Raw genomic sequence first — 12,320 nt, forward strand, 5'->3', positions numbered from 1 at the left:
CTGGCTTTCGTGTCGACGGAACTGATCTGCGGTCATGGCGGGATCAGAGATGTCGGTACACGTCGGCGGGCGAGAGCCCCTTGGCGAGCATCAGCACCTGCAGGTGGTAGAGCAGCTGCGAGATCTCCTCGGCGGTCTCGTCGTCGCCCTGGTACTCGGCGGCCATCCAGACCTCGGCCGCCTCCTCGACGATCTTCTTGCCGATGGCGTGCACGCCGGCGTCGAGCTGGCGGACGGTGCCACTGTCCTCGGGGCGGGTGCGGGCCTTGTCCTGGAGCTCGACGAAGAGGTCGTCGAAGGTCTTCACCCGTCCAGACTACCGGTGCCGTCGGCGTCGACATGGCGGTGTGACGCGACCGCCTCACGGAGCTCGGCGATGCGCTCCGCCGGATCGCCGCCGTTGTACACCGCCGAGCCGGCGACGAACGTGTCCGCGCCCGCCGCGGCCGCGATGCCGATGGTGTCGGCCGTGATGCCGCCGTCCACCTGGAGCCAGACGTCCAGGCCGGCCGCCTCCACCGCGTCGGCGACGCGGCGCAGCTTCGGCATGGTCTCGTGGATGAAGGACTGCCCGCCGAAGCCGGGCTCGACGGTCATGATGAGCACCTGGTCGAACTCGGGCAGCAGGTCGAGGTAGGGCGTGGCGTCCGTTCCCGGCTTCAGGGCGATGCCGGCGCGGGCGCCGATCTCGCGCAGTCGCCGCGCGAGCGCGACGGGTTCGCCGACCGCCTCGGCATGGAACGTGACGGATGCGGCCCCGGCCTCGGCGTAGCCCGGGGCCCAGCGGTCGGGGTCGTCGATCATGAGGTGCACGTCGAGCGGGATCGGCGTGACCTGCTGCAACCGCTGCACCATCGGCAGGCCGAACGTCAGGTTCGGGACGAAGTGGTTGTCCATGATGTCGACGTGCACGAGGTCGGCCGTGCGGATGCGCCCGAGCTCGCGCTCGAGGTTCGCGAAGTCGGCCGAGAGGATGCTCGGGTTGATGCGCGTCGCCATGCGGCCACCCTACCGGCGCTGCCCCGACCCTCAGCGCTTGCGCACGAGCGCGATGAACATGGCGTCGGTGCCGTGCCGGTGCGGCCAGAGCTGCACGGTGCGGCCGTCGCCGACGAGGTCGAGCGGATGCCGCGAGACGCGCTGCACGACGTCCGCCGTCGCCATCGTCTCGGCCGCGTCGCCCCATCGCGCGAGCGCGAGGCCGAGGCTGCCGAACGTCTCGGCCGTGTGCGGCGAGCACGTGACGTAGGCGAGGATGCCGCCAGGGGCGAGCGCACGGAACGCCGCGTCGGCCAGCTCTCCCTGCAGTGCGGTGAGCTCGGCGACATCCGACGGGTCCTTGCGCCAGCGCGCCTCGGGGCGACGGCGCAGGGCGCCGAGTCCCGTGCACGGGGCGTCGAGCAGGATGCGATCGAAGCCGCCCTCCGCGCCGAACGCGGCCGCGTCGAGTTCGCGGCCGTCGCTCACGTGGACCGGCACCTCGATCGGCAGCGGGGCGACCGCCTTGCGCACCAGCTGGGCGCGCGCCGGGACCACCTCGTTCGCGACGAGGCTCGCCCCGCCGGCCAGCGCCTCGGCCGCGAGCAGCACAGTCTTGCCGCCCGGGCCCGAGCACAGGTCGAGCCAGCGCTCACCCTGACGCACCGGCGCCGCACGGCTGAGCGCGAGCGCCGCGAGCTGCGAGCCCTCGTCCTGCACGCGGACGAACCCGTCGTGGCGTGCGACGATCGCGATCGGGTCGTCGCCGGTCAGGCCCGTCGGCGAGTAGCGGTCGGGCTCGCCGAGCTCCTCCGGCGCCGGTGCGAGGCCGGGCAGGGCGGCCAGGTTCACGCGCGGCGACGCGTTGTCCGCCTCGAGCAGGGCGACGAGCTCGTCGGCGCGGCCCTCCTTCTCGAGCGCGGTGCGGAGCGCCCGCACGATCCACGCCGGGTGCGAGTGCACGGCGGCCAGGGCGGTCAACGGCGAGTCGGCCTGCTCGGCGAGCTCGGCCAGCCAGTCGTCCTCCTCGCGGCGGGAGACCGCGCGGAGCACGGCGTTGACGAAGCCCGCCGCGGGCGGGGCGACCCGGCGCGCGAGGGCGACGGACTCGTTCACGGCGGCGTGCGTGGGCACCCGCGTGCTGAGGAGCTGGTGCACGCCGAGTCGGAGGACGTCCAGCACCGGCGGGTCGATCGCGTCGGCGGAGCGGCCCGCGGCCAGTTCGATCACCGCGTCGTACCGCCCTCGGCGTCGCAGGGTGCCGTAGGTGAGCTCGGTCGCGAGCGCCGCGTCCGCGCCGTCGAGACCCGCGCGCTGGATGCGGATGGGCAGCAGGAGGTTGGCGTAGGCGTCCGACTCGCGAACGGCCGCCAGCACCTCGAAGGCGACCATCCGCGCCGGCGAGACCCGGTCGTCGCGGTCACGGCCCCGACCGCCGGCCCCGCGCTGCCGTCGCGGCCCGCGCTCGCGTCGCGACGAGGACCCGCCGCCCGGCGCATCGCCGCCCCGGCTCCGGTCACGCCCGTTCATCGCGCCTCCGCACGCTCGACGCCGAGGCCGCGCCACCAGTCGGCGGCACCCATCGCCTTCCGCCCTGCGGGCTGCACGCGTCGCAGTTCCACGGCCCCGTCACCCGTGCCCACGACCACGCGGCGACCATCCATCACGACCTCGCCGGGGGCCAACCCGGGCACCGCCCCTGCGGGGACGGCGTCGAGCACCTTGAGCCGGACGCCGCCGACCTCGGTGTGCGCGCCGGGCTCGGGGGTGACCCCGCGCAGGCGGGCGTCGACCTCCCTCGTGGGTGCGGACCAGTCGAGCCGGGCGTCCTCGAGCCCGAGCTTCGGGGCGAAGGTCGGTTCGCCGTCCTGCGGGACGGCGACGGCCGTTCCCGCGGCGATCCGGTCGACGACCTCGAGCACCAGGTCGGCCTCGGTCTCGGCGAGGGACTCGAGCGCGAGACCCGCGGTCTCGCCCGGGGCGACCGGTCGGGTGCGCGAGGCGTACACGTCGCCCGCGTCGAGCTCCGGGACGAGACGGAACACGCTGGCGCCGAGCTCGGGGTCGCCCGCGATGATCGCGCGCTGCACGGGTGCGGCACCGCGCCACGCGGGCAGCGCCGAGAAGTGCAGGTTGATCCAGCCCTCGGCGGGCATCGAGAGCAGCGGCTCGCGCACGAGTCCACCGTAGGCGACGACCACGCCCAGGTCGGGCCGCAGCGCCGCGATGCGCTCGGTCGCCTCGGCGTCCAGGCGGGCGGCCTCGATCACCGGCAGGCCGAGCCGCTCGGCGGCCTGGGCGACGGGCGAGGGCGTGAGCACGCGCTTGCGGCCGAGCGGCGCCGGGGGCCGGGTGACGACGCCGACGACCTCGTGGGCGGACTCGGCGAGGCGATCGAGGGTGGGCACGGCGACGGCGGGCGTTCCCGCGAAGACGATCCGGAGGTGGGGCACACCCCATTGTCGCAACCCCGAGGCCCGTCCGCGGCGCGGCTCACGGCAGGTCCGGGTCGTCCATCCGGACGCGCAGCACGGGCGCGCGCCCGGGCCTGCGCCCGGCGACCGGCCGGCGGCGCTCGGTCGCAGCCCGGATCGCCTCGCCCTTGAGCCGCTGCGCGACCTCCGCTCCGGCGGCGTACCCGAACCGCACGATCGCGCGCTCGAGCCCCTCGCCCGCCGAGGTGGGACCGAGCACGTCGACCCCGTCCACGGCGCGGATCCGTTCGACGGCCTCCGCGAGCCGTTCACGGCTGGATACGACCGACGCCATCCGCACCGCCGGCGGGAATCGCAGCGCGCGGCGGGACTCGAGCTCCTCCGCCGCCCACGCCGGCTGCCTCCACGTGGCGAGCGCGGTGCCGAGCGCGCCGCCGACGCCGACCAGGAACACGGATGCCCCGGGAGCCGCGAGGGCGGCTGCGTTCGACCACCAGCGCAGGCAGTCCTCGGCGACCCGCAGCGACTCGCGCAGCAGCATGCGCTCGCCGTCGAGCAGCAGCACCGCGCGGTAGCCTCCGTCGGCGATCGGCTCGGCGCCGCGCGTCGCGACGACCAGCTGGGGCTCCGAACCGACGCGCAGCAGCGGCCGCTCGCCGTCGGAGACGACGACGCGCGATCGCGGGAACGCGCGACCGAGTTCCTCCGCCGTCCGGCTGGCGCCGACCACCGCGGCGCGCAGCTTCGTGCCCTCGCACACCGGGCACCGCCAGCCCGGTGCTCTCGTGCCGCACAGGACGCAGGCGGGCGCACCTCCCGCGCGCGGGACGACGAGCGCCCCGCCGCACGCGGTGCACCGGGCCGGCTCCCGGCAGCGGTCGCACACCAGCATCGGCGTGTGCCCGGGACGAGCGACCTGCACCAGGACCGGCCCGTCCACGATCGACGCCTGCGCCTCCCGCCACGCCGCCGAGGGGATGCGCGCGCCTGCGCTCTCGGGGGCGGCCTGCTGCTCGGTGAGCACGACGCGGGGCCGTGCGCCGCGGTGCAGCGGCACGTCGTGGACCCAGCCGAGGCCGACGAGCCGCTGCACGTCGACGCTGCGGCTGTGCGCCAGGAACACCAGTGCCGCGCCGGTCTGCTCTTGGCGGACGAGCGCCGCGTCGCGGCAGTGCACGCCGGGCGCGAGCGGCTCCGCATGCAGCGCGTCGCCGTCGTCCACGACGACGATGAGCCCGAGACGCGAGGCGGGGGCGTACACGGTGGACCGGTTGCCGATCACGATCCGCGCCGCGTCGCCGGTCGCCTCGAGGAATGCCCGGTACCGGGCCCCGCCGGTCTGCCGCGCGTCCGTGCGCAGGACGCGACGCGGGTCGACGACCTCGGCGAGTGCCGCCTCGAGCTGATCCTGGTCGCGGTAGTCGGGCACCGCGATGACGACGGACCGGTCGCCGGCCAGCGTGCGGGCGGCCGCCTGTGCGGCGGTGCGCGCCCACGCGCCGACCCACACCCCGGACTCCAGTCGCACGGGTCGGGCGTCGGCGGCCAGCGCCATCCGCTCCCCCGCGGCGATCCCGCGCTCGACCCGGCCCGGTTCAGAGCCCTCGATCTCGGGCGGATCCACCGGCAACGGCCCCGGGTCGGGTTCGGCGGCCGTCCACGCCCGCTCGGCGCGGACGTAGCGGGACGGGATCGCCAGGCGCAGGATGTCGCTCGCGTTGCCCGCCGCCCGGTCGGCGACCGCCCGCGCGAGGCGCCAGACGTCGGGGGTGAGCACGGGCACCCCGGAGACGACGTCGTCGACCTCGCTGAGCTCGCCCTGGTACTCCGACCGCTCGACCCGCTCCACGATCCATCCCGCGGCGATCCGACCGCCCGTGCGGAGCGGTACGCGCACCCGCGTGCCCGGGACCGCCTCCGCGTCGAGCCGGTCGGGGACGCGGTAGTCGAGGAGCTGGTCCAGCTGCGGCAGCGGCGAGTCGACGAGGACGCGCGCGACCGGCCGGTCGGTCACCTCAGCGCCCGCCCGACACGTCAGAGTCCGGCGGCGTCACGCAGGTCGTCGACGCGGTCGAGGCGCTCCCAGGTGAACTCGGGCAGCTCGCGGCCGAAGTGACCGTAGGTCGAGGTCCTCGCGTAGATCGGGCGCAGCAGGTCGAGGTCGCGGATGATCGCCGCCGGACGGAGGTCGAACACCTCGCGGATGGCCGACGTGATCCGCTCCTCCGGCAGGTGCGCGGTGCCGAACGTCTCGACGTACAGGCCGACGGGCGCGGCGGCGCCGATCGCGTACGCCACCTGCAGCTCGAGCCGGTCGGCGAGGCCGGCCGCGACGGCGTTCTTGGCGACCCATCGCATCGCGTAGGCGGCCGAGCGGTCGACCTTCGACGGGTCCTTGCCGCTGAACGCCCCGCCGCCGTGCCGACTCGCGCCGCCGTACGTGTCGATGATGATCTTGCGACCCGTGAGGCCGGCATCACCCTGCGGACCGCCGATCTCGAAGCGCCCGGTCGGGTTGATCAGCACCCGGAGCTCGGGCCGGGCGAGTTCGACGGTGTCGAGCACCGGGCGGATGACGAGCTCCTCGACCTCGGCCCGGAGCTGCTCGGTCGAGACCTGCGGCGAGTGCTGGGTGGACAGCACGACCGTCTCGATGGTCTTCGCCGTCTGGCCCTCGTACCCGACGGTGACCTGGGTCTTGCCGTCGGGGCGCAGGTAGTCGAGCTCGCCGTTCTTGCGGACCGCGGCGAGCCGCTCCGCGAGCCGGTGCGCGACCCAGATCGGCACGGGCATGAGCTCGGGCGTCTCGCGCACGGCGTAGCCGAACATGATGCCCTGGTCGCCGGCTCCTTGGCGGTCGAGCTCGTCGACGCTCGCGCCCTCGCGGGTCTCGAACGCGTCGTTCACGCCCTGCGCGATGTCGGGCGACTGCCCGCCGATCGACACCGAGACCCCGCAGGACCGGCCGTCGAACCACACGTCGGACGAGTCGTACCCGATCGAGGTGATGCGCTCGCGGACGATCGCGGGGATCTCGACGTAGCCCTCGGTCGACACCTCGCCCGCGACGTGGACCAGGCCGGTCGTGACGAGCGTCTCGACCGCCACGCGGGAGTGCGGGTCGACCGCCAGCAGCGCGTCGAGGATCGAGTCCGAGATCTGGTCGCAGATCTTGTCGGGGTGCCCCTCGGTGACGGACTCGGAGGTGAACTGGCGCAGGGCGCTCATGCGGCGTCGGTGTCCTTCGTCGTGGGTCGGGGACCGGGCGCGAGGCGCTCGGCGATGAGGTCGAGGATGGCGTGGGCCACCGACATCTTGGTGCCGGTCGCCTCGGCGGCCACCTCGTCGCGCGCGTCGACCACGGTGACCGCGTTGTCGTCGGCGGCGAAGCCGTGGTGCCATCCGACGCGGTTGACGACGAGCAGGTCGGCGCCCTTCGCACGGCGCTTCGCGCGCCCGAGCTCGAGCAGTCGGCCGGGGTCGGCCTCGGTCTCGGCCGCGAAGCCGACGAGGAGGGTGCCGTCGTGCGGGGCCGCGCCGAGCTCGGCGAGGATGTCGGGGTTGCGGACGAGCTCGATCGACATCCGCTCCTGGCCGTCGGCCTTCTTGATCTTCGCGTCGCTGACCTGCTCGGGCCGGAAGTCCGCGACGGCGGCGGCCATGACGACCGCGTCCGCGTCCCGGGCGGCCTCGGTCACGGCCTCCTGCAGCTCGAGGGCCGTGGAGACCTCGACCACGCGGCAACCGGACGGGGAGCCGACCTCGAGGTTCGCGGCGACCAGGGTGACCTCGGCGCCGCGCGCGGCGGCCGCGTCGGCGAGGGCGACGCCCTGCTTGCCGCTCGACCGGTTGCCGAGGAAGCGCACGGGATCGAGCGGCTCGCGGGTTCCACCTGCGGACACGACGATGCGACGGCCCGCGAGGTCGCCCGCGGACGCCGCCGCAGGGGCGGCCGCGCCGAGCCCGTGACGCCCGGCGGCCTCGAGGGCGGCGCGGACGATCACGTCGGGCTCCTCGAGCCGGCCGGGGCCGGAGTCGGCGCCGGTGAGCTGCCCCACGGCGGGGCCGACGATCGTGACGCCGCGCTCGCGGAGGGTCGCGATGTTCGCCTGCGTCGCCGGATGACGCCACATCTCGGTGTGCATGGCCGGGGCGACGACGACCGGCGCCTCGCTCGCGAGCACCGTGTTGCCGAGCAGGTCGTCGGCGAGGCCGGTCGCGAGCTTCGCGATCGAGTTCGCCGTCGCCGGCGCGATCACGATGAGGTCGGCGGCCTGGCCGATCGCGACGTGGCGCACCTCGGCGACGCCCTCGAACAGGTCGGCGTGCACCGGGTTGCGCGAGATCGCCTCGAGGGTCGGTCGACCCACGAAGCGCAGCGCCGACTCCGTCGGCACCACGTGCACGTCGTGGCCCGCGAGGACGAGCGAGCGCACGACCGAGACGGCCTTGTACGCCGCGATGCCGCCGGTGACGCCGACGACGATGTTCAGCGGCATCCGCGCCTGCCGGCTACTCGCCGATCGGGCGGAGGCGCAGCTTGTCCTCGTTGATCTCGTGGAGCGCGACCGAGAGCGGCTTGTCGTCGATCGACGAGTCGACGAGCGGTCCGACGTTGTCGAACAGGCTGCCCTCGTGGAGGTCGGCGTAGTAGTCGTTGATCTGGCGCGCCCGCTTGGACGCGAAGATGACCAGCTGGTACTTCGAGTCGACCTTCGACAGCAGGTCGTCGATGGGCGGGTCGATGATGCCGGACTGCTTCTCAGCCATGCGGGAACTCCTTCGAGTGAGGCGCACCTGCGGTGCGCGGAAGATCGTGGCGCGAGGCAGGCTGGCGCCTGCCTCGCCGAGGCCGCATCAAGTCTACGACCTTTTGTGCGGCGTCGCGGACCTCGTGGTTCACGACCTGGTGGTCGAACTCCTCGACCGCGGCCAGTTCGACCTTCGCGGTCTCGAGCCGGCGCTGCTGCTCGGCCGGGCTCTCCGTGCCCCGGCCCACGAGGCGTCGGACGAGTTCGTCCCAGGTCGGCGGGAGCAGGAACACGAGCGTCGCCTCGGGCATCGCACGGCGCACCGAGCGGGCGCCCTGGATGTCGATCTCGAGCAGCACGCTGCTGCCCGCCGCGATCGCCTCCTCCACGGGTCCGCGCGGGGTGCCGTACCGGGAGGCGTTGTGCACGGTCGCCCACTCGAGCAGCTCGCCCCCCGCGATCATGCGATCGAACTCGTCGTCGGAGACGAAGAAGTAGTGCTCGCCCTCGACCTCCCCGGGACGCGGTGCCCGGGTCGTGGCCGACACCGAGAGCTTCACGTCGGGATGGTGCTCGCGGATGTATCCCGCGACCGTGCCCTTGCCGACCGCCGTCGGACCGGCGAGCACCACGAGCCGATCCCCCGTCCCGCCGTGCTCGGCGATCCACGTCGAGGTGAACTCGCGCAGCCGACGCCGCTGAAGGCGTCCGAGCCCGCCGAGCCGCTTCGACGACGCGATCTGCAGGTCGTCCATGATGCGGGCGCACTTGGTCTGCCCGATCGCGGGGATGGAGGTGAGGAACTCGGAGACCCGCAGCCGACCCTCCACTCCCTCGGGATCGTCGAAGGCGACCCGCAGCACGTCGAGCGGGCTCCGCGCGCCGGCGGCGACGTCCTGCTTCACGGCGGCTCGGGCGCGACGCGCGGCGACCGCGGCCCTCGAGGCCGCGACCCGATCCACCTCGGGTGGGGCCGACGGCGTCCGCTCAGACATCGAGCGCTCCGACCTCGTCGGTGCGCCGGTCGATCGCATCGGCGATCCCCTCCGGTCCTGCGGCGAGCAGGCCGCGGCTGTCGGTGAGGATCGCGCCGCGCGCGAGCGCGCCCAGGCGTGCGGGGACGTCCCGGAGCTCGCCGCCCTGGAAGCCGATCCCTGGGACCAGCACCGGGAGTCCGGGTCGGGAGTCCGAGGAGGTGTCGATGCCGAAGTCGCCGGGCGCGATCGTCGCACCGAGCACGACGCCGATCGACCCGAATGCGCGCCCAGCGGCGCCCTCGCGGTCGCGGTTCCAGGCGTCCACGCCCGCCACGATCGCGCCGGCGACCGTCGCGCCCTCTCGGCTCGAGCGCTGGAGCACCGCCTGCTGGATGGCCGCGGCCTCCGGGTTCGAGGTCGCCGCGACGACGAACAGTCCGGCGCCGGCGTCCTCCGCCTGGCGCATGACCGCCTCGATCGAGCCGAGACCCTGGTAGGCGTAGATCGTCATGGCGTCGGCACGCAGCGGCGAGCCCGGCGAGAGCCAGGCCTGGCCGTACGCCTCGACGGTCGAGCCGATGTCGCCGCGCTTGACGTCGGCGATCACGAGCAGGCCCGCGTCGCGGGCGAGGTCGAGCACGCGCTCCAGGGCGGCGTAGCCGGCCGCGCCGTGCCGCTCGAAGAACGACACCTGGGGCTTCACGATCCCGGCCCGCCCCGCCGCGGCATCCACGACCCGGAGGCCGAACTCGCGGACGCCGGCGCCGGAGTCGGGCAGCCCCCAGTCGTCGAGGAGCCACGCGTGCGGGTCGATGCCGACGCAGAGTCGTCCGCGCGTGGCGAACGCCTGCTCGAGGCGCTCGCCGAAGGTGGTGCCGTTCGTCACGCGACCACCTCGGCGGCGCGGCGGCGCGCGTACTCCTGGAGGCTGGTCACGTCGAAGCCGCCCTCGTCGGAGCCGACGGCGGCGACGGCCGCAGAGAGCTCGGCGATCGTCGTGAACAGCGGGATGTCGGCCGCCACCGCCGCGGCGCGGATCTCGTAGCCGTCCGCCCGCGCCGAGCGGCCGCTCGGGGTGTTCACGACCACGTCGATCTCGCCGCGGTGGATGAGCTCGACCACCGACACCTCGTCGCCGTGCTTCTCGCTGAACTTCAGCACGACGTCGGAGGCGATGCCGTTGCGGCGCAGCACCTCGGCGGTGCCCTCGGTGCCGACGAGCTCGTACCCGAGCTGCTGCAGGCGCAGCACCGGCAGGATCACGGCGCGCTTGTCGCGGTCGGAGACCGAGACGAACACCCGACCCGAACGGGGCATGCCGCCGTACGCGGCCAGCTGGCTCTTCGCGAACGCCTTCGGGAAGTCGCGATCGATGCCCATGACCTCGCCCGTGGAGCGCATCTCCGGACCGAGCACCGAGTCGACCATGATGCCCTCGCGCGTACGGAAGCGGTGGAAGGGCAGGACGGCCTCCTTGACCGCGACGGGCGCGTCGAGCGGCACGCGGGAGCCGTCGACCTCGGGCAGCAGGCCCTCCGTGACGAGCTCGCGGATCGAGGCGCCGACCATGATCCGCGACGCCGCCTTGGCGAGCGGGATGCCGAGCGCCTTCGACACGAAGGGCACGGTGCGGCTCGCGCGCGGGTTCGCCTCGAGCACGTAGAGCACGCCGGCGCCGATGGCGAACTGCACGTTGAGCAGGCCCGCGACCCCGATGCCCTCGGCGATCGCCCGGGTCGCCTCGCGCACCCGGTCGATCTCGGCGCGCCCGAGCGTGACCGGCGGGAGCGTGCAGCTCGAGTCGCCCGAGTGGATGCCCGCCTCCTCGATGTGCTCCATGACGCCGCCGACGTAGAGCTCGGTGCCGTCGTAGAGCGCGTCGACGTCGATCTCGATGGCGTCGTCGAGGAAGCGGTCGACGAGCAGCGGATGGGTCGGGCCCACGATGCCCTGGTCCTCGATGCGGGCGAAGTAGTCGACCAGCGACGGGGTGTCGTACACGATCTCCATGCCGCGCCCGCCGAGCACGAAGCTCGGGCGCACCAGCACCGGGTAGCCGATCTGCTCGGCGACCTGCACGGCGCCCGCGAGGTCGATCGCGGTGCCGTTGCGCGGCGCGAGCAGCCCGGCCCGGTCGAGGATGCCGGCGAACTGCCCTCGCTCCTCGGCGAGGTCGATCGCCTCCGGGGTCGTGCCGAGGATCGGCACGCCCGCCGCCTCCAGGCCCTTCGCGAGCCCGAGCGCCGTCTGGCCGCCGAGCTGCACGACGACACCGACGAGCTCGCCCGACTGCGACTCGGCGTGGATGACCTCGAGCACGTCCTCGAGCGTCAGCGGCTCGAAGTACAGCCGGTCGCTCGTGTCGTAGTCGGTGGAGACCGTCTCGGGGTTGCAGTTGATCATGATCGTCTCGAACCCGGCGTCCGAGAGCGCGAACGACGCGTGCACGCACGAGTAGTCGAACTCGACGCCCTGGCCGATGCGATTCGGGCCGGAGCCGAGGATGACGACCTTTCGGCGATCGCTCGGCTCGACCTCGGTCTCGAGGTCGTAGCTGGAGTAGTGGTAGGGCGTGAGCGCCGGGAACTCGCCGGCGCACGTGTCGACCGTCTTGAAGACCGGGCGGATGCCGAGGATGTGGCGCACCTCGCGCGCGTCGTCCTCGCCGAATCCGCGCAGCTGCCCGATCTGCGCGTCGGAGAACCCGTGGTCCTTGGCCAGCAGCAGCGTGTCGGTGTCGAGCGCCGCCGCCGCGGCGACGCGCTCCGCGACCTCGTTGACGAGCACGATCTGGTCGAGGAACCACGGGTCGATCTTCGTGGCCTCGAACGCCTGCTCGATCGTGGCGCCCTTGCGCAGCGCCTGCTGCACGAGCACGATACGCCCGTCGGTCGGCACGGCGGCCGCCTCGAGGAGCTCCTCGACCGAGCGCGACTCGTCGCCCCAGTGGAAGCTCGACCCGCGCTTCTCGAGCGAGCGCAGCGCCTTCTGCAGGGCGGTCGAGAAGTTGCGCCCGATCGCCATCGCCTCGCCGACCGACTTCATGGTCGTCGTGAGGGTCGGGTCGGCGGCCGGGAACTTCTCGAACGCGAACCGCGGGACCTTGACGACGATGTAGTCGAGGGTCGGCTCGAAGCTCGCCGGCGTCACCTTCGTGATGTCGTTCGGGATCTCGTCGA

At 73.8% G+C, this 12,320-nt stretch carries 10 protein-coding genes and 1 pseudogene; all 11 read right to left on the reverse strand.

What is annotated here, in order from left to right:
• Positions 1-43: 43 nt before the first annotated feature.
• Positions 44-307 (reverse strand): phosphoribosyl-ATP diphosphatase, encoded by a 264-nt coding sequence (locus tag ABME01_RS06990; RefSeq protein ID WP_353827651.1) that lies wholly within the window; start codon positions 305-307, stop codon positions 44-46.
• Complete coding sequence (rpe, locus tag ABME01_RS06995) at positions 304-999, reverse strand: ribulose-phosphate 3-epimerase (protein WP_353827652.1); 696 nt, start codon at positions 997-999, stop codon at positions 304-306. Before rpe ends, ABME01_RS06990 begins: the two co-directional genes overlap by 4 nt.
• A gap of 30 nt (positions 1,000-1,029) precedes the next feature.
• The gene (locus ABME01_RS07000; protein ID WP_353827653.1) at positions 1,030-2,370 is read right to left on the reverse strand and encodes an RsmB/NOP family class I SAM-dependent RNA methyltransferase; all 1,341 of its coding nucleotides are present in this window, start codon (positions 2,368-2,370) and stop codon (positions 1,030-1,032) included.
• A 134-nt stretch (positions 2,371-2,504) separates the two neighbouring features.
• Positions 2,505-3,431, reverse strand: a complete 927-nt coding sequence (gene fmt / locus ABME01_RS07005; RefSeq protein WP_353827654.1) for a methionyl-tRNA formyltransferase — start codon at positions 3,429-3,431, stop codon at positions 2,505-2,507.
• 40 nt (positions 3,432-3,471) lie between these two features.
• The gene (locus ABME01_RS07010; RefSeq protein ID WP_353827655.1) at positions 3,472-5,427 is read right to left on the reverse strand and encodes a primosomal protein N' family DNA-binding protein; all 1,956 of its coding nucleotides are present in this window, start codon (positions 5,425-5,427) and stop codon (positions 3,472-3,474) included.
• Between the two features lie 20 nt (positions 5,428-5,447).
• The gene (metK, locus tag ABME01_RS07015) at positions 5,448-6,641 is read right to left on the reverse strand and encodes a methionine adenosyltransferase (RefSeq protein WP_353827656.1); all 1,194 of its coding nucleotides are present in this window, start codon (positions 6,639-6,641) and stop codon (positions 5,448-5,450) included.
• Positions 6,638-7,918 (reverse strand): annotated as a pseudogene (coaBC, locus tag ABME01_RS07020) (bifunctional phosphopantothenoylcysteine decarboxylase/phosphopantothenate--cysteine ligase CoaBC); the annotation flags it as partial. The gene metK and the pseudogene coaBC, both read right to left, overlap by 4 nt.
• 7 nt (positions 7,919-7,925) lie before the next feature.
• On the reverse strand, positions 7,926-8,183 hold the full coding sequence (gene rpoZ, locus ABME01_RS07025; protein WP_234659075.1) for a DNA-directed RNA polymerase subunit omega: 258 nt from the start codon (positions 8,181-8,183) through the stop codon (positions 7,926-7,928).
• Positions 8,176-9,159, reverse strand: a complete 984-nt coding sequence (gmk, locus tag ABME01_RS07030; RefSeq protein WP_353827657.1) for a guanylate kinase — start codon at positions 9,157-9,159, stop codon at positions 8,176-8,178. The genes rpoZ and gmk overlap by 8 nt, the downstream gene beginning before the upstream one ends.
• Positions 9,152-10,027 carry an orotidine-5'-phosphate decarboxylase gene (gene pyrF / locus ABME01_RS07035; RefSeq protein WP_353827658.1) on the reverse strand — a complete coding sequence of 292 codons (876 nt, stop codon included), beginning with the start codon at positions 10,025-10,027 and terminating at the stop codon, positions 9,152-9,154. Before pyrF ends, gmk begins: the two co-directional genes overlap by 8 nt.
• A partial coding sequence (gene carB / locus ABME01_RS07040) for a carbamoyl-phosphate synthase large subunit (RefSeq protein ID WP_353827659.1) occupies positions 10,024-12,320 on the reverse strand: 2,297 nt, incomplete at its 5' end. The genes carB and pyrF, both read right to left, overlap by 4 nt.

Origin of the sequence: Agromyces litoreus (genome assembly GCF_040496015.1) — a bacterium.
Classification (GTDB): Bacteria; Actinomycetota; Actinomycetes; order Actinomycetales; family Microbacteriaceae; genus Agromyces; species Agromyces litoreus.